General features: G+C 67.0%; 14 protein-coding genes and 1 pseudogene. 10 read left to right on the forward strand and 5 right to left on the reverse strand.

The features are described from left to right. Position 1: 1 nt before the first annotated feature. The gene (locus tag BMX78_RS18035) at positions 2-1,360 is read right to left on the reverse strand and encodes an ABC transporter substrate-binding protein (RefSeq protein ID WP_170850868.1); all 1,359 of its coding nucleotides are present in this window, start codon (positions 1,358-1,360) and stop codon (positions 2-4) included. Positions 1,361-1,570: 210 nt separating this feature from the next. On the opposite strand from BMX78_RS18035, the gene BMX78_RS18040 reads away from it, so the two are divergent. Beyond that, the gene (locus BMX78_RS18040) at positions 1,571-2,614 is read left to right on the forward strand and encodes a LacI family DNA-binding transcriptional regulator (RefSeq protein WP_091422351.1); all 1,044 of its coding nucleotides are present in this window, start codon (positions 1,571-1,573) and stop codon (positions 2,612-2,614) included. An 85-nt stretch (positions 2,615-2,699) separates the two neighbouring features. Here the strand turns inward: BMX78_RS18040 and BMX78_RS18045 are convergent, their stop codons facing one another. After that, positions 2,700-3,044, reverse strand: a complete 345-nt coding sequence (locus BMX78_RS18045) for a hypothetical protein (RefSeq protein WP_091422354.1) — start codon at positions 3,042-3,044, stop codon at positions 2,700-2,702. Positions 3,045-3,282: 238 nt separating this feature from the next. Between BMX78_RS18045 and BMX78_RS18050 the strand changes: the two genes are divergently transcribed. The 5 genes from BMX78_RS18050 to BMX78_RS18070 all read left to right on the forward strand — a co-directional run bounded on the left by BMX78_RS18050 (position 3,283) and on the right by BMX78_RS18070 (position 7,010). Continuing rightward, complete coding sequence (locus BMX78_RS18050; protein WP_091422496.1) at positions 3,283-3,492, forward strand: hypothetical protein; 210 nt, start codon at positions 3,283-3,285, stop codon at positions 3,490-3,492. A gap of 70 nt (positions 3,493-3,562) precedes the next feature. Then, on the forward strand, positions 3,563-4,624 hold the full coding sequence (locus BMX78_RS18055; protein WP_091422357.1) for an NAD(P)H-dependent flavin oxidoreductase: 1,062 nt from the start codon (positions 3,563-3,565) through the stop codon (positions 4,622-4,624). Between the two features lie 160 nt (positions 4,625-4,784). Further along, positions 4,785-5,408: a hypothetical protein gene (locus tag BMX78_RS18060; protein ID WP_091422360.1), complete on the forward strand. Its 624-nt coding sequence runs from the start codon at positions 4,785-4,787 to the stop codon at positions 5,406-5,408. A gap of 98 nt (positions 5,409-5,506) precedes the next feature. Beyond that, entirely contained in the window at positions 5,507-6,262 is a 756-nt protein-coding gene (locus BMX78_RS18065) for a YcnI family copper-binding membrane protein (RefSeq protein WP_091422363.1), read from the forward strand. A gap of 103 nt (positions 6,263-6,365) precedes the next feature. Continuing rightward, positions 6,366-7,010: a DUF4232 domain-containing protein gene (locus tag BMX78_RS18070; RefSeq protein ID WP_091422367.1), complete on the forward strand. Its 645-nt coding sequence runs from the start codon at positions 6,366-6,368 to the stop codon at positions 7,008-7,010. Positions 7,011-7,138: 128 nt separating this feature from the next. On the opposite strand, the gene BMX78_RS18075 is transcribed toward BMX78_RS18070, so the two are convergent. Next, positions 7,139-7,609 (reverse strand): DUF4383 domain-containing protein, encoded by a 471-nt coding sequence (locus BMX78_RS18075; protein WP_502686308.1) that lies wholly within the window; start codon positions 7,607-7,609, stop codon positions 7,139-7,141. A 182-nt stretch (positions 7,610-7,791) separates the two neighbouring features. On the opposite strand from BMX78_RS18075, the pseudogene BMX78_RS18080 reads away from it, so the two are divergent. The 3 genes and pseudogenes from BMX78_RS18080 (at position 7,792) to BMX78_RS18090 (ending at position 15,236) form a co-directional block, all read left to right on the forward strand. Then, positions 7,792-9,341: pseudogene (locus BMX78_RS18080) on the forward strand (FAD-dependent oxidoreductase). Between the two features lie 86 nt (positions 9,342-9,427). Then, a complete protein-coding gene (locus BMX78_RS18085; RefSeq protein WP_091422368.1) occupies positions 9,428-14,413 on the forward strand; it encodes an ATP-dependent helicase in 4,986 nt (1,661 codons plus the stop codon). Continuing rightward, complete coding sequence (locus BMX78_RS18090; protein WP_091422371.1) at positions 14,406-15,236, forward strand: Fpg/Nei family DNA glycosylase; 831 nt, start codon at positions 14,406-14,408, stop codon at positions 15,234-15,236. The genes BMX78_RS18085 and BMX78_RS18090 overlap by 8 nt, the downstream gene beginning before the upstream one ends. Here BMX78_RS18090 and yczE read toward each other — a convergent pair. Beyond that, the gene (gene yczE, locus BMX78_RS18095) at positions 15,233-15,889 is read right to left on the reverse strand and encodes a membrane protein YczE (RefSeq protein ID WP_091422373.1); all 657 of its coding nucleotides are present in this window, start codon (positions 15,887-15,889) and stop codon (positions 15,233-15,235) included. The genes BMX78_RS18090 and yczE overlap by 4 nt on opposite strands. 61 nt (positions 15,890-15,950) lie before the next feature. Here yczE and yczR point away from each other — a divergent pair, with 61 nt between their 5' ends. Continuing rightward, on the forward strand, positions 15,951-17,498 hold the full coding sequence (gene yczR, locus BMX78_RS18100; RefSeq protein ID WP_502686309.1) for a MocR-like transcription factor YczR: 1,548 nt from the start codon (positions 15,951-15,953) through the stop codon (positions 17,496-17,498). On the opposite strand, the gene BMX78_RS18105 is transcribed toward yczR, so the two are convergent. Beyond that, the gene (locus tag BMX78_RS18105; RefSeq protein WP_091422378.1) at positions 17,488-17,994 is read right to left on the reverse strand and encodes a DUF4188 domain-containing protein; all 507 of its coding nucleotides are present in this window, start codon (positions 17,992-17,994) and stop codon (positions 17,488-17,490) included. The genes yczR and BMX78_RS18105 overlap by 11 nt on opposite strands. Between the last annotated feature and the right edge of the window lie 36 nt (positions 17,995-18,030).

Below are 18,030 nucleotides of genomic sequence, written 5' to 3' on the forward strand. Positions count from 1 at the left end.
GTTATCCCTTGGAGGCCCGGTCCAGGGAAGCCTGGCCCTTGCTCTGGGAGTCCTTGATCCTCGATTCGAGGGCCGCCTCGTCCACCTTGCCTGCGGCAAGGTCCGGAACGGACTGCACGGTGACGTTGAGGAGGCCGAGCTGCATGTCGCCCCAAGCGCCGGTGAAGGGGGTTGCCTTGGACTTGGCGGCAGCGTCAGCGAGCGGCTTGAGCTTGGGGTCGGTCAGGCTGGCCAGGGCCTCAGCGTTCGCGGGCAGGTCGCCGAAAATTTTCTGGTAGTTCAGCTGTTCATCTTTGGAGGTGATCAGCTTAATGTAGGCGAAGGCGAGGTCCTTCTGCTTTGAGTAATCGGCCACCACGATGTTGTCCCCCGAGAGGATGCTTGCGGCATCACCGTCGGACTTGGACTTCGTCTCGCCCGGCGCGATGGTCGGCATCAGGGCGTACTCGTATTTTCCGGCGATCTCCGATTTATCCAGCGTTGGTATCGAGCTGGAAGTGGTCATCATGAGGTAGCCCGCCTTGCCGCTGGCAAAGGCTGCCACGGCATTGCTGTTGCTCCAGCCTACTGATGCGGGGTCAACCACTTTGTCTTCTGTGAGCCAGCCAAAGTACGTCTGGTAGGCCTTCTTGACTGTGGGATCGTCCAACTTGAACTTGTTGCCGTCCACTAAGGGGTTGCCGGCCTGGACGGACATCGCCCAGATGAACTTCCAGGGGTCGAAGTTGTCCTTGTAGCCGGTGGCGATGCCGAAGGTGCCGTCTTTGGTCATCTTCTTTGCCTGCTCCGCGAGCTCATCCCAGCTGGTGGCGGGCTTGTCGATTCCGGCGGCTGCCAGAAGGTCCTTGTTGTAGGCCATGACGAACGGGCGGCTGACGAAGGGAATGCCGGCCTGGTGGTCCGCATCGGGGCCGGAGATACCCAGCGTGGCGGGATTGAAGCGGTCCTTGCCACCCACCTTCTTCCAGTCATCGTCCGAAAGGGTGACGAAAGCTTTCGTGGCATAGGCGGTAGGAGTGAAGGTGGTACCGAGGCTGTAGACGTCCGGGCCCTGCCCCGAGACAACCGAGGTCTGGATACGGGTGAGCTCATCGTTGGCGGAGGCGAAAGTTTCAAACTTTACGTCGGCTCCGGTTTCAGCCTTGAATTTTGCCGCGATGTCGGCCTGCCACTGCTTCTGCTGTTCCGGATACTGGCTCAGAACGTTCACCAGGACGTTCAGGGTTTTGCCCGTTCCGTCCACTTTTCCGTCGGCGCTGGTGGAGCTGTCAGTGGACCCTGAGCCGCCGCCGCAACCGGTCAAAGCCAATGCCGCAGCCGTAACGATTGCCGCGAGCCCGGAAGATGATCTAAACCTCATTGTTTTCTCCTCTTTGGAAACCCGCATGGCCACAACGTCTAGTGGCGGACATCCCTGCAGGCGATTCGAAATTCAGTCTAGGAAGAGGGCAACAGTTGCGGCAAGCGGTTGCCAAAAGTTGCCAAAAGATGTTTTGATGAAGTCACGTCCTCCCTATGGACGTCGATCTCTAGTTTCATCGGCCGGCTGCCCGGCGCGAAAGGAATGGCCATGGTGACACCCGGATCAGGGGGCGAGCCGAGAGAAGGGAGCGCGGTTCCGGAACGCATGCCAACCATCCGCGACGTCGCCCTGCTGGCAGGAGTAGCCACATCAACGGTTTCCCGCGCGCTCTCCAAGCCGGAACGGGTGAACCGCCATACCCGGGAACGGATTGAAGCAGCAGCAGCACAGCTGAACTACGTGCCCAGCTCACAGGCGCAGGGCCTCAGCTCGGGCCGCACCAACGCCGTCGCCGTCCTCGTGCCGGACATTACCAACCCGTTCTACTTCGACATCATTCGCGGCACCCAGCACCAACTCAAGGCCGCGGGATACACACAGCTCCTTGTGGACACAGAAGAGTCCAGCGAGATGGAACTTGAGGCACTGCACAAGATGCGACGGTCCGCAGACGGCTTCATCCTCGCGGCCTCCCGTTTGACGGACACGCAACTGGCCGAGGTTTCCGGGATCCAGCCGGTGGTAACCATCAACCGGGCATCAGCCAGCACTCCCACAGTTGTTATTGACACCCCGTCCGCCGTTGTACAGGCCCTGGAGCACTTGGCTTCGTTGGGTCATCACCGCGTTTGCTACGTCAGCGGTCCGCCCACCTCCTGGTCCAACCGGGCACGCTGGAATGTCTTCGAGGAGGAGTCATCCAAACGCGGCCTGGAAGTCCATCACATCGGCCCATTTACTCCCAAGACAACATCGGGCGCGGCGGCGGCGGATGCGGCGGCACGAACCGGCGCCACGGCATGCATCGTATTCAACGACCTCCTGGCGATTGGAATGCTCCAAAGGCTTCGCGAGCGCGGAATCCGCGTGCCTGAGGACATGAGCATCGTTGGGTCGGATGACATTTTCGGCGCTGATTTCTGCAACCCGCCGCTAACCACCATCGCCAGCCCCATCGAACAGGCAGGGCGGGTGGCTGTCTCCATGCTTCTTTCCCAGCTGAATCCTGTTCCCGGCCGCTCCAGCCGCCAGCTGGCGGTTATGCCTACGCACCTGACCATCCGCGCCTCCACGGGTCCTGCGCCGGCGTAGGCCTGACGGGACAATCAAGATCAGAGGCACTAAGCAGAAAGCCCCGGCGGCGCTGCCGCCGGGGCTCCCCCGGGAATGACTGCTGCTAGAGCCGGTCCGTCTTGTCGTCGCCCTTGTGGGTTGCCCCGCGCAGGTTCTCCTGGACCTTGCCGAACAGGTCCTTGATGGTGGACTCGGCGTTGGAGATAACGTCCACCGGCACATACACGTCATGGTTGAGCGGCAGGTCGTATTCGTCCTTCAGGTGCGTGCCGTTTCCCACCCCAGTCAGGGACAGGTAAACCATGGCCTCGGTGCGGGCGATTCCGGCAAGCTTGCCAAAAACCACCGTGAATTCGTTGGGCTGGAAGCTGATGGTCTGGCCGATATGGCTGCGGCCAAGTTCACCAGCGGGAACAACCTTTTCCGACTGGCTTCCGGTGTATTCCATAACTACTCCTCAGGTCGGGCGGGCATCTACGCCTGCAGTCTAGCCTCGCCCCGATCGCCCGGTACACCTCCCTGCCCCGGCACATCCCGCCGACAACGTGTTGGTGCGGTGCACAAACCTGCGCCGTCCTGCGTGGCCAGTCCTCCATTGAATACCGCCCTGCCGGCCCGTTTTGATGGAGGAGGGCCGGCATCATCCGTTCCCCAAATCCTCAACCAAAGAAAGCAGCGTGGCTTCGATGACGAATCGCGTCAAAGGTCCCGGCCTCTGGGAAGACGTACGAGTGGGCGACCCCGTGGAACTGAGCAGGAACGGCCGGGCAGCCTACGCAGGCCTGGTGGATGACCGCACTGCCGACGGAGACGTGGTGTGGGTCAGAACCCCCGTGGGAGGCCGCCGCCTTTTCCACATCTCCGACGGCTACGAGCTGGCAGTCACCGCCTCCTGACGGGCTTGGGCGCAATGCCGCAAGCTGCAAGACTGGGTCCAACGCCTCAGTAGAACCACCAGGAGCTGCCATGACCGCGCATCACCCAGCCGAGAGTTCCAACCGCTTCACCAGCCTCCTGGGCATCGACGTTCCGGTGGTGCTTGGCCCCTTCGGCGGTGTCTCCTCAGTGGCGCTCACCGCCGCAGTGAGCGAGGGCGGCGGGCTGGGTTCGTTCGGGCTCTACGGGTACGACGCCGCTGCCATCCATAAGACCGCAGCCCAACTTCGCGAGGCGACAGCCAAGCCGTTCGCCTTGAATCTTTGGGTGCCCACCGGGAGCGAAATCGACGCCCTCCCGACCGAGGATTTCGAACGCTACACCGCCACGCTGAAACCCTACTTTGACGAGCTCGGCCTTCCCTACCCTGAGATGCCGGACCGGTACATGCCGGATCACGGCGAGCAGGTGGAGGCCGCACTCGAGGCGCGTCCCGCCGTCGTCAGTTTTGTCTTTGGTGTTCCTGGCGCCGACGTCGTGGAGGAGGCGCACCGCCGCGGCATCAAGGTGGTGGGCACCGCTACCACCGTCGCCGAGGCGGTGGCGCTGGAGGCAGGAGGCGTTGATGCGGTGGTGGCCACCGGGATGGAGGCCGGCGGCCACCGGGTGTCCTTCCTGAAGCCCGCCGAAGAATCGCTGGTGGGTACGTTTGCCCTGGTCCCGCAGGTGGCCGACGCCGTGTCCGTTCCGGTCATCGCGGCGGGCGGCATTGCGGACCGCCGCGGTTTCGCTGCCGCCATGGCACTGGGCGCTGATGCCGTGCAGGTGGGAACGGCTTTCCTGGCCACCCGTGAATCCGCCGCCGTGCCCGCCTACCGGGAGGTCCTGCACGGCCCCGCCGCTGCCCACACTGTGTTGACCCGCGCCCTCAGCGGCCGGCTGGCCCGTGGCATTCCCAACCGGATCATTGCTGAGCTTGAAGAATCCGGCGAAGTGGCCCCTTTCCCGGTGCAGAACTGGCTGACGGGGCGGTTCCGTCCGCAGGCCGCCGCCCGGGGAAACACGGACCTGATGTCCCTGTGGGCCGGCCAGTCGGCGCCGCTGCTCCGGCACCACACCGCAGCAGAGGTCCTCGCCGAACTGCTGGCCTGAGCCTGAGCGGGCCGGCCGCCTTAGGTTGCAGCCAGATGCTGTTCCCGGACCGCGTGCCCCATCCACCATCAGCCGGACACCGAATCACCGGTAGAATCTGAACGATATCTGACCGGCGCCGCCTGCCCGCGCCTGGTTCCGGCACCGGAAGGGATGATCCGTGCGAACACAGCGCCCGCGCGCGCCCTTCCACTTCCTCCGTACGTCCGCGATGGCCACTGTCATCCTGGCGCTTGCCTCAGGCGCCCACCTTGCCGGCGGCGGGGAACTGCCGGCCCCGGCCATCCTGCTGGCGGTGCTGGCACTGACCACGCTCGGCAGCACCGCTGCCACGCGCCTGAGGTTGGGGTTTCCAGCCATGGCCGGACTGCTGGGCGGCGGACAGCTGGGCCTGCACGAAGTGTTTACTGCCTTTGGTACTCCGGGCGCCGCGGCGGCGGGAGCACCCGCCCTTCACGCCGGACACCTCGCCGGCGCGGATGTACTTCCCGCGGCGTTGGGCCACGCCCATGCCGCGGAACCTGCGTCCGGGCCCCTGATGCTTGCCGCACACGCCGTGGCAACGCTCGTTTGCGCGCTCCTGCTGGCAAAGGGCGAGGAGGCCCTGTGGGCACTCGCGGCCTGGCTGCGGCCCCTGGCGGCCCTCCCCCGTGCGATAGCGCCCGACGCCGTTCCACCGGCTTTCGCTTCCTTTCCCACCGCTGCTGCGCCACGGCCACCCTGGCGGAACCTGCGGCAAGACAGCCGGCGCGGTCCGCCGCCCGGCGTCGTACTTTCCCGCTAGAACCGCCCCGCACTCCCGGCGGCGGCACCCCATACTTTTGCGCGCCATGCTCCTATTCCTGTTCCTGACGGGACGGCGCGCGCCGGAAAGGCAACACCATGAACACCTCAGCACTTCGCCGCACCTTGCAGACAGCCGCCGCCACCGGAGGCGCTGCAGCCCTGCTGCTCGCCGTAGCTGGCGGTGCCTCGGCCCACGTCGGCGTGACGCCGGACAAGACCGATGCCAACTCGTACGCCCTGCTCACCTTCGGAATCCCGCACGGCTGCGACACCTCAAGCACCACCAAGGTGGCCATCACGCTGCCGCAGGAACTCAACGATGCCCAGCCCACGGTCAATCCCAACTGGACCGTGGAAAAGGTCACCGAACAACTCGCCGAGCCGAAGAAGCTGCCCGACGGCACCTCCATTACCAAGCGGACCAGCCAGATTGTCTACACCGCCAAAGCGCCCCTGGCCCACGAGCTCCGGGATGCCCTGGTGCTCTCCGTGAAGCTCCCTGACGCTGCCGGCAGCACGCTGTACTTCCCCACCCTCCAAAGCTGCGAAACCGGGCAGACGGACTGGTCGGAGATCGCGAAAGACGGCCAGGACCCGCACGCCCTGAAGGCGCCGGCGCCCTCGATTACGGTCACCCCGGCAGCGGGCGCAGGACACAGCGAAGCCGCCACTGCCTCGGATTCGCACTCCAGCGCCGCCTCCACCGCGGAAGCCCTGGTGACGGACAGCGGGGCCGATGCCCGGAGCTGGGCGGGCCTGGCCGCGGGCATCGGCGGCCTGGTTCTCGGCGGCGTTGCATTCTTCCGCAGCGGCGCCAGGAGCAAGACCTCCGCCGACCCGGCCGCCAAGTAAGGCAAGGGCGTTGGTGCCCGGATCATCACGATCCGGGCATCAAATTGCCGCGCCACCTCGCCGCATCGTTGACGCGGCCCACCACTGCCGCGAAGGTGGTGCCATGAGGTCTCAGCGAATTTCACACGGGCTTGCCATCACGACGGCGGCAGCGGCCGCCGCACTGCTGCTCAGCGGGTGCGGCCCCAGCCAGCCGCAATCATCAACGACCCCCACTCCGGGCACCAGCTCTGCCAGCCCCGGCGCGACATCCGCGTCGCCCACCCCGTCCGGGACGCCGTCGGACCCGCCGTCCACAACCGCTCCGGCTACCGCTCCCCCCGCAGGACCGGCGCTCTGCAAGGCCGCCGGGCTCTCTGCAGCCACGGACGCGTCCGGCGGCGGGGCTGCGGGCAGCGTCTACATGAAGCTCAACCTCACCAACACCGGTTCCGAACCCTGCCTGCTCCGGGGTTTTGCCGGCGTATCCCTGACCGCCGACGCAGCAGGCGCCCCCATCGGTGCGCCGGCCATCCGCGACGAAGCCACCGCACCCACCGACGTCCTGGTGGCACCCGGCCAGACAGGCTCGGCCGTCCTGCGCTACACCCAGGCCGGCAACTATCCCGATTGCGCCATGGTGGACGCCGCCGGCTACCGGATCTATCCGCCGGAAGATACGGCGTCGCTCTTCCTGCCCCAGCCCACCAGGGCCTGCAGCAACGCGGAGATTACGCTGCTCACCATCGGAGCGTTCCAGCCGGCTTAGGTCCCCGAAACAAAAGGCAAGAGCCCTCAGCACAGAGAACTGAAGGCGGTCCGGCATGTGCCGGACCGCCTTCAGCCTGGTTTGGTTCGCGGGTCTTCCTAGTGGAGGTCTTCCTAGTGGAGGTCTGCCTAGTGGGCCGTGGTGGTTCGGCCGGCACGCGCGGTGCCGCGGGACAGCGCCACGCCCAGCCCGATCATGCCGACGCCCAGGACAAAGTGCAGCCAGTTGTCGGCGGTGTTCAGCGGGACGAAGTTCGCCGGCGTGTCATGTCCGATCAGCAGGCCGTAAAGCCAGAGAACCAGGTAGATGGCGCCACCAACGATCAGGTAGTTCCTCGACTGTGCAGCATTCCGGGCCAAGGCGATCCCGGCGACCCCAAACAGCAGGTGGACGATGTTATGAAGAATCGACACCTGGAAAATGCCCAGCAGCAGGGCTTCAGAGTCATGGCCGGCGAAACCCAGGGATTCGTAGTTGCTGGTGATGCCCGGGATGAACCCCAGGATGCCCACCAGGAGGAACACTGCGCCCACCGCAAGGGTCGCTTTCTGGATATTAGTACGGCCCACGGTGCGACCGTTCGAACTCATACTTGTCATGATCACTCCTGCTGTTTTGTCGTTTCCGTTTACATCATGGCTGCCGGGTTGCGCCTGACCATAGACTTAAACACCGACATCATAAGTATACTTATCACCTACGCCACGGATAGATCAGGGCCGGTAACAGACCCATCACAAAAGGCCCGCCAGGGCCCGGACCAAAGGCAGGCTGAACAGGGATGACGTCGATTTGGTTGGACGGCCGGGATGCATTCGCATCGGATCCGTTCGAGCCGGGAAGCAGTTACGACACCGTGGTGGCAGGGGCCGGACTGACCGGCCTTGTGACCGCCCTCCTGCTGGCTCGTTCCGGGCAGAACGTCCTGGTGTTGGAAGCACGGTTTCCCGGTGCCGTGACTACCGGGAACACCACGGCCAAGGTCACCCTGCTGCAGGGCACTTTCCTGTCCCAACTGTCCCGCCAGTACTCGCAAAAGCAGGTGCAGGCGTACGTGGACGGCAACCGGGAGGGCCAGGCCTGGCTCCTGCGGTACCTCGATGAGCAGAACGTCCCCTACCAGATCCGGGATGCCTACACTTACGCGGCGTCCGCGCAGGGGACGGAAAAACTCCGCGAGGAAGTCAGCGCCGCCACGACAGCGGGCCTGGACATGGAATACGTGCGCGACGCCGGCCTGCCGTTCCCGGTGCACGGCGCCATCCGCCTCGCGGACCAGGCGCAGATCCACCCCGTCGACGTGCTGGACGCGCTGGTGGCGGACATCCGCGGCCGCGGCGGGTCAGTGGTGGGCGGCGTCCGGCTGCAGGACGTCACTGGCGGCCGCCCGGCCACCGTCCACACCGACCATGGGACCGTCACGGCCAACGAAGTGGTGCTGGCCACGGGATTCCCGTGCTGGACCGCGGGCTGTACTTCGCCAAGCTCAAGCCCAGCCGCTCCTACGCGGCAGCAGTGCAGCTGCAGGAGGACCAGGCGCCGCCCCCGGGAATGTACATCTCGGTGGAACAGCCAACCCACTCGTTGCGGGACTACGAGAGGGACGGCCGCAGGCTGCTGCTGGTGGGCGGGCACGGGCACCACGTAGGGCGGGCGAGATCGGAAAAACACCACCTCGGGAGCCTCCTGGACTGGGCCGCGCAGCAGCATCCCGGCTCGCAGGTGACGCACACGTGGTCGGCGCAGGACTACATGGCCGTGAACCTGATGCCTTTCTTTGGCAAACTGCCGCGGGGCAAAGGCCACGTGTACTTCGGCACCGGCTACAACAAGTGGGGCATGACCAACGCCGTGGCGGCATCTTTGGGGATTGCTGCCGACATCCTCGGCGGGCATGTGCCGTGGGCCAACACCATCCACCACCGGATCACGTCACCGTCCGGAGCACTCTCGGCGGTTTCCCTCAACGCCGGGGTGGCAGCCAAGCTGGCCTCCGGCTGGGGGCAGCTTGCCGCCGAAGGACTGAAAACGGAAGGTGGGAAGGTCCTCAAAAAGGACAAGGACCAGCTGCCCCCGGCTCCCGCCCCGGTGGTCCCGGACGAGGGCCAAGGGCAGGTGTACCGTGAGGGCACCCGCCCGGTTGCCGTCTCCACCGTGGACGGAACCACCTGCAAGCTGTCCGCTGTCTGCACCCACCTGGGCGGCATTGTGCACTGGAACGACAGCGAACGGACGTGGGACTGCCCGCTCCACGGCTCCCGCTTCAGCAATGAGGGAGAGCTCCTGGAGGGCCCGGCCACCCGGAACCTTCCCCCTGCAGGGAAGGCTTGAGCAGCCGCGCACCTCAGGGACAGCCGCATGATCCGGGCAGGGCAGAAGCCGGGTGGGCTGTCAGTGGGTTAGGGCATGATGGGAGCATGCAGCAGGAACAGGGCTCCAGGCCGGGCGGCGCCTCAGCCTCCGGTACGCCCATGGCGCAGTTCAGCAGGCCCACCCGGGAGTGGTTCCTTGGCGCCTTTTCGGAGCCAACCCCTGCCCAGGACGGTGCGTGGCAGGCCATCTCCTCCGGCTCGCATGCGCTGGTAGTCGCGCCCACTGGCTCCGGCAAAACCCTGGCCGCGTTCCTCTGGGCTCTGGACCGGCTCCTGGTGTCTGGTTCCGCTGTGCCGGAAAGCCCCGTACCGGCACCCGAGGCACCGGCAAAGGGACGGCGTCCCCGGGCGCCAAAACGCAAGACCCGTGTCCTGTACATCTCACCCTTGAAAGCACTCGGCGTGGACGTTGAGCGGAACCTTCGTTCGCCGCTCATCGGCATCACCCAGACCGCCAAGCGGCTCGGACTGCCCGCCCCGCTGATCACCGTGGGCGTCCGTTCCGGCGACACCACCACGGCGGACCGGCGCGCGTTGCTGAGTAACCCGCCGGACATCCTGATCACCACGCCGGAATCGCTGTTCCTGATGCTCACGTCGCGGGCCCGCGAAACCCTCACCGAAGTGGACACCATCATCATCGATGAGGTCCACGCCGTGGCCGGAACCAAGCGCGGCGCGCACCTGGCCGTCTCACTGGAACGGCTGGATGCCCTGTTGCCCAAACCGGCACAGCGGATCGGGCTCTCCGCCACTGTTGAGCCGCGGGAACTGGTGGCCCAGTTCCTGGCCGGGACCGCACCGGTGGAAATCGTTGCCCCGCCGGCGAAGAAGAACTGGGACCTCACCGTTTCCGTCCCTGTCGAGGACATGTCCGACCTCCAGGGTGCCGCCGGCGCCTTCGATTCCGGCCCCGCGTCCGGACTGCAGCCGCAGGCGTCCATCTGGCCGCATGTGGAGGAAAAAATTGTCGACCTGGTGCTGGCCAACCAGTCCACCATCGTTTTTGCCAACTCCCGCCGCCTGTCGGAACGGCTCACGGCACGGCTCAACGAGATCTACGCAGAACGGCAACTGGTATCGGCCGGGGGCGGCTGGGACGATCCCGAGCCACAGCAGGCCGGCGTTCCCGCGTCCACGGCCGCACCGGCGCTCATGATGGCGCAGGCAGGAAGCTCGGCCGGGGCGGACCCCGTACTGGCGCGCGCCCACCATGGTTCCGTCTCCAAGGACCAGCGGGCGCTGATCGAGGACGACCTCAAGTCCGGCCGGCTGCGCTGCGTGGTGGCCACGTCATCCCTGGAACTGGGCATCGACATGGGTGCCGTGGACCTGGTGGTGCAGGTGGAATCGCCGCCTTCCGTGGCCAGCGGACTGCAGCGGGTGGGCCGGGCCGGCCACCAGGTGGGCGAGGTTTCCCAAGGCGTCCTCTTCCCGAAACACCGGGCAGACTTGGTGCATACGGCCATCACCGTGGAACGGATGCTGAGCGGAAAGATCGAGCGCCTCAGCATCCCCGCCAACCCCCTGGACATCCTTGCCCAACAAACCGTGGCCGCCACGGCGCTGGGCAGCATCGACGTTGAAGAATGGTTTGCCACCGTCCGCCGGTCAGCCCCCTTTGCGTCCCTTCCGAGGTCCGCGTTCGAAGCAACACTGGACCTGCTGGCCGGCCGCTACCCGTCCGATGAGTTTGCCGAGCTGCGCCCGAGGATCATCTGGGACCGCAACGCCGGCACCATCGAAGGCAGGCCAGGGGCCCAGCGCCTGGCGGTCACGTCCGGCGGCACCATCCCGGACCGCGGCCTCTTCGGCGTCTACATCATCGGCACCGAGGTGGAGGGAACAGCCTCCCCCTCAACGGACGGCAAACCCGCCCCTGCGCCCAAAGGCGGCCGGCGGGTAGGGGAACTGGATGAGGAGATGGTGTACGAATCCCGCGTTGGCGACATCTTCGCGCTCGGTGCCACCAGCTGGAAAATCGAGGACATCACGCACGACCGCGTCCTGGTCTCCCCCGCGTTCGGCCAGCCCGGAAAGCTGCCCTTCTGGAAGGGCGACTCCCTCGGCCGCCCCGTGGACCTCGGCCGCGCCCTGGGCGCCTTCGTCCGCGAACTGTCAGCGTCCGACGTCGGGCCCGCCACCGAACGCTGCAAGGCCAGCGGCCTGGACGACTTCGCCGCCAACAACCTCATCCAGTACTTGGGCGAACAGAAACAGGCCACGGACGTGGTCCCCAACGACACCACCCTGGTGGTGGAGCGGTTCCACGACGAACTGGGCGACTGGCGGGTGATCCTGCACAGTCCCTTCGGCATGCCCGTCCATGCGCCGTGGGCGCTGGCGGTGGGCCAGCGGCTGCACCAGCGATATGGCCTGGACGGCTCGGCCATGGCAGCCGACGACGGGATCGTGCTGCGGGTGCCCATGATGGAGGACGAGCCGCCCGGCGCCGAGCTGTTCCTGTTCGATCCCGAGGAACTGGAACAGATCGTCACCGCGGAAGTTGGCGGCAGCGCACTTTTCGCTTCGCGCTTCCGTGAATGTGCTGCGCGGGCCCTGTTACTGCCGCGGCAGACTCCCGGCAAGCGGCAACCGCTGTGGCAGCAGCGGCAGCGGTCCGCCCAGCTGCTGGATGTGGCCCGGAAGTACCCTACCTTCCCCATCGTCCTGGAAACGGTGCGGGAATGCCTGCAGGATGTCTACGATCTTCCCGCGCTCAAAGACATCGCGGCGTCCGTGGAGCGGCGCGAGCTGCGGATCGTGCAGACCACCACCACCCAGCCGTCACCGTTCGCAAAGTCACTCCTGTTCGGATACGTTGCCCAGTTCCTGTACGAGGGCGATTCGCCGCTCGCGGAGCGGCGGGCTGCGGCACTGGCCCTGGACTCCACACTCCTGAACGAACTGCTGGGCCGCGTCGAACTGCGGGAGTTGTTGGACGCGAAGGTTATCGACGCCACCGAGCGGGAGTTGCAGCGCCTGGCGCCGGACCGCCGGGCCCGCGGGCTCGAAGGTGTGGCGGACCTGCTGCGGCTCCTCGGACCGCTGGCGCCGGAGGAAGCTGCCGCCCGGCTGGAACCGGCCGCGGTGGTTGAGCCTGCCGAAACCGAGCCTGCCCCAACCGACACAGCCCACGCCAGCACGGAAACAGCCACCACCCACCTGGTCGCCCTGCAGCGCGCCAACCGCGCCATCAAGGTGAACATCGGCGGCGTGGAACGGTTCGCCGCGGTGGAGGACGCCGCCCGCCTCCGGGATGCCATCGGCGTGCCCCTGCCCATGGGGGTTCCGCTCGCGTTCATTGAACCCGTGGCGGATCCTTTGGGCGACCTCGTCTCCCGGTACGCCCGGACGCACGGACCTTTTACGGCGGACGAAGCGGCAGCCCGATTGGGCCTGGGTGTGGCCGTGGTCAGCACTGCCCTGAAACGCCTTGCCGCCGACGGCCGGGTGGTGGAAGGCGAATTCCGGCCCCACGGCGGTGGATCTGCGGCACCCGACGTACCGGCCGCCCTGGATGCACCAGCCGCTGATGGGCAGCACCCCGAGACGCAACACCCCGAGGCACAAAATCGCACCCCCGTCAGCGAGTGGTGTGATGCTGAGGTGCTCCGCAAGCTGCGGCGGCGGTCCCTGGCAGCATTGCGCGCCGAGGTGGAACCGGTGGACGCGTCCGCCTACGGCCGGTTCCTTCCGGCCTGGCAGCACGTCCGGACCCCGGGCGGAGGCCGCGGTCAGCCGTCGTTGCGGGGACTGGACGGCATCGTCACGGCCATCGACCAGCTCTCCGGGGTTCCGGTTCCGGCCTCGGCCTGGGAGCCGCTGGTCCTGGCCAGCCGGGTATCCAACTACCAGCCCGCCATGCTCGACGAGCTCATGGCCGCCGGCGAGGTGCTCTGGTCCGGGGCAGGAGCCTTGCCGGGCAACGACGGCTGGATCAGCCTGCACCTGGCCGACTCGGCGGAACTGACCCTGAACCCGGCCATCGACTACGAACCCGGGGACGCCCAGCTGCGGCTCCTGGAGCACCTGCGCAATAACGGCGGCGGCTACTTCTTCCGGCAGCTGACAGACGTGGCCGGCGGCATGGACTCCGTCCTGACCGACCAGGAAGTGGTCACCGCCCTGTGGGATCTGGCATGGGCGGGCCGCATCACCGGCGACACCTTCGCACCGGTGCGGGCACTGATCGCCGGGGGCCACACCGCCCATCGGCAGGTGGCCCGCGCACCCCGCGCCCGGGCCCCCCGTCTCAGCCGGCTGGGGCGTTCACACGGCACCGGGCTAATGGGTTCCGCCGGCCTGGGCAGCGGCCGCTATGCCGCGTCCTCAACGGCAACAGCCACCCCTCCCATGGCGGCGGGCCGCTGGTCAGCCCTTCCGCAGCCCGAACTGGACGCCACCATCCACGCCCGCGCCACCGCAGAGCTCCTGCTGGACCGCTACGGCGTGGTGACCCGCGGTTCAGTGATGGCGGAACAGATCCTGGGCGGATTCGGCCTGATGTACAAGGTCCTTGCCCGGCTGGAGGAGGCCGGCCGGTGCCGCCGCGGCTACTTCATCGAACACCTCGGCGCGGCGCAGTTCGCTGTTCCCGCAACCGTGGACCGGCTGCGTTCGTATTCGGAGGACACCCAGCTCGCCAAGCCGGAACCTGTTGCCCTCGCCCTGGCCGCCACCGATCCTGCCAACCCCTACGGTGCTGCACTCCCATGGCCCGCCCAGCATGACGAAGCCGGAACCGGCCACCGTCCCGGACGCAAGGCCGGCGCCCTGGTGGTGCTGGTGGACGGGGCGCTGGTCCTCTACGTGGAACGGGGCGGCAAAACCCTGCTCGCCTTCAGCGACGACGAGAACATCCTGGCCGCGGCCGGCGCGGCACTGGTGGGGGTGGTGACCCGCGGCGCAGTCGACAAGCTGATAATGGAGAAAGTCAACGGACACGACATCCTGGATACTCCGGTTGCAGCCGCGCTCAGCGCGGCCGGGGCCTACTCCACACCCAAAGGGCTGAGGATCCGTGCCTGAGGGGGATTCTGTCTGGCGTGCCGCCAACCAGCTGCATCAGGCCCTGGCAGGGCAAAAGCTCATCAGTTCTGACTTCCGGGTACCCCGCTTCGCCACCCTGAACCTCGCCGGCTGGACTGTGGCCGAGGTAGTCCCCCGCGGCAAGCATCTGCTGATGCGGGTGGTAAGCCCGGAGGACAAAAAGCTCACTATCCATTCACACCTGAAGATGGAGGGCGCCTGGCAGGTCTACCCGCCCGGCGGCAAGTGGCGGAAACCGGGCTACACCGCCAGGTGCGTGCTGCGCACCCCGGTGGCGGACGCCGTCGGATTCTCGCTGGGGATCGTCGAAGTGGTGGCCACCGCAGACGAAGACTCCATTGTCGGTTTTCTCGGCCCGGACCTGCTGGGCCCGGACTGGGACCTCGACGAAGCAGAGCGCCGGGTCCGGGCAGCTCCGGACGTCCCCATCGGAGTGGCGCTGCTGGACCAGCGCAACCTCGCCGGCATAGGCAACATCTACCGCTGCGAAACGTGTTTCCTGTCCGGAGTGCATCCGGCGTCACCTGTATCCGCCGTCGAGGACGTCCGGACCCTGATGACCGATGCGAAGCAACTGCTCGAGGTCAACCTCGGTCCCGGCCGGCGCGTCACCATCCTCAATCCCAAAGGGATGCCGGTGGGCAGGATGGCGGGGCGGCCGGGCTACTGGGTCTACGGCCGGGAGCACCGGCCCTGCCTCAAATGCGGGACCCCCGTGCGGCGCGGCACCCTCGGCAAACCCAACGGCGAGGAAGAACGGGATATCTATTTCTGCCCGCGCTGCCAGCCGCTGTCAGGCTAAGCCCCGCTCTGCGCAGTCGAAGCAGCGCCGGCGGCAGCGGGCTTGCGCTCCTGTGTGTCGGCGTCCGCGGGCAAAGCCGCGGGAACCATAAACACCGGCAGGAGGAACTGGACCAGCGGACCGATGGCAAGGGCGTACACAACAGTGCCCACCCCCACCGAGCCACCGAGGAACCAGCCGGCGGCGAGAACCACAACTTCGATCAAGGTGCGGGACACCCTCACCGACCAGCCCGTCCGCCGGGCCAGCCCGGTCATCAGGCCGTCACGGGCACCGGGACCGAACCGCGCGCCGATGTAGCAGGCGGAGGCGATTGCATTGAGCAGGACGGCGCCTGCGAGCATACCGATCTGGCCGCCCAGGTGGGAGAAGGCGGGAATCACCGCGAGCCCGATGTCTGCAAAGACACCCACCAGAATCGCGTTGCACAGCGTGCCGAACCCCGGCCACTGGCGCAGTGGAATCCACAGCAGCAGCACCAGGAAGCTCACGATGATGACCACCGCCCCGATGCTAAGACCCGTCCTGCCCGCCACGCCCTGGTGGAAGACGTCCCACGGGTCGAGGCCAAGGCCGGCGCGGATGAACATGGCAAGGGAAATGCCGTACATGGCGAGGCCGATAAAGAGCTGGAGGAGTCTGCGGGTCAACATGCCCTCAACTCTGCCAAGCAACTGGCCTTGAAATACATAGCCAGTTTGAGATACTGGCCTGATGTCTTCCCTGACCGCCTCCGCTCTTGCCCGCCTCTTGGGCGCGTGGAACCTCGGCGCCGCGCCCGCCTACCGCGAGCTGGCCGACGTCGTACGCCTTCTGGTGCTGGATGGACGAGTGGCGCTGGATACGGCGCTGCCCAGCGAGCGCGCCCTCGCCGAAGCCCTGGCCGTCAGCCGGACCACCGTCACGGCGGCCTACGGCCTGCTCCGCGACCAGGGATTCCTCAGCAGTGGGCAGGGCAGCAGGAGCCGGACCAGGATTCCGCGCGCGGCGACGGCCGGCACCACAATGTCCAGGGGGCCCCTGCCGAATACTCCCGATTCAGGCGGACTTGCTGCCGCCGGACTGGCGCCGGGACTCGCCGCACCCGGCCTGGCAGCACCGCCGGGACTGATCGACCTGGCATATTCATCCTTGCCGGCCAGCGGCGAGCTGGTCCACCGGGCGTTCGCGGCAGCGCTGACAGAGCTGCCCGCCCTGCTCCCGGGCTTCGGCTATGACGCGATGGGCCTACTGCCCCTGCGGGAAGCGGTGGCAGCACGTTACACGGCCGCCGGTGTCCCTACTGCCGCGGACCAGGTCCTGGTGACCTCCGGAGCGCAGCACGCCCTGAACATAGTGCTTCGCGCGCTGGCAGGCCGGCATGACCGGGTGCTGGTGGAACACCCGAGCTATCCGAACGCGCTGGATGCCATCCGCGCGGCGGGGTGCCGCGCCGTTCCGGTAGCCTTCGCAGCGCCCGTCGCCGGCAAACGCGAGGGAAGGGCCACGGTTGCCTGGGACATGCCCGGACTCCAGGCGGCGCTGGCGCAGCAGCGGCCCAGGCTGGCGTATGTGGTGCCCGATTTCCACAACCCCACCGGCCAGCTGATGCCGGACCTCCAGCGCCGCCAGCTGGTGAAAGCTGCCGCGGCCGCCGGGACCACCCTGGTAGTGGATGAGACCCTGCGGGAGCTGAATCTCGACGGCGCAGCCACCACGCCCGTTGCGGCTTTCAGTCCGGCGGTGGTCACCATCGGAACACTCAGCAAGTCGCACTGGGGCGGCCTGCGCACGGGATGGATCAGGGCCTCGCGGGACATGATCCAGAGGTTCGCGGCGGCGCGGACTTCCCTGGACCTCGGCGGGCCGGTGATGGAACAACTGGCGGCGGCCCACCTGGTCCGGGCCATGGACGAACCATTGCCGGCACGGCTCGCCGCCCTCCGGGAGAACCGGGCAGCCCTGCTGGAGCTCCTTGCCGGACACCTGCCCGAGTGGGAAACGCTCTACCCCTCGGGCGGACTGTCTGCCTGGTGCAGGCTTCCCGCCCCCATCAGCACCGCCCTGACGGTGATCGCCCCCGACTTTGGCATCCGGCTGGCCGCCGGGCCGCGGTTCGGGATCGGGGGCGCCTTCGAGCGCTACCTGCGGGTACCGTTCACGCTTCCGCCTGGGAAGCTGGAAACGGCGGTCCTGGCCCTGCGGTCAGCCCAGGACCGGCTGGACGCCGCTCCCCAGCTCCGGCGCAGCCTCAAGAGCGCCCCCACCGTGGCTATTGCTTGACGGGTGCCGGCTGCCGACCGAACCGGCCCATCCGCTGCTTGGCGGTATTGGTCCCGGCCCCGACAGGAACATGGGCGGTGGCCTTGGCCAGCCCAAAAAGGGGCATTCCGTTGTAGATGACCTCGATCCCTGCAGCAGGCACCTGGTAGGTCTCATGCCAGACGCCCACGTCGCCGCTGCCGGCCGTCTCCTTCATAAACCGGCGCCACGGCTCCAGATGCGGGGACTCCCGGTCCGCGGCGAACTTCCGCAGATGTTCCGGGCTTTCCCAGTAGCTGAGCAGCATGGTGGTCCGGCCAAACCATTGCTGGTAACCCAGCATCCCGGACGCCGGATCCGCGGCCAGATGCTGGAGCATGCGGGGCATGGCGCCCGCCACCTTGCCGATTGTTCCCAGCTTCCACCACCGGTTGGCCCGCATACCGATCAGGAAGACCGTCACTGAGTCCCGGCCTGGATCGGCGGTGTACCGACCTGGAAAAACACTCTGCGCCATGGCAGGCTCCTTGGGCTTGTTCATAACCTTGTTTTG

The sequence above is a fragment of the Arthrobacter sp. OV608 genome, assembly GCA_900110595.1.
In the GTDB taxonomy this organism is placed as follows: domain Bacteria; phylum Actinomycetota; class Actinomycetes; order Actinomycetales; family Micrococcaceae; genus Arthrobacter.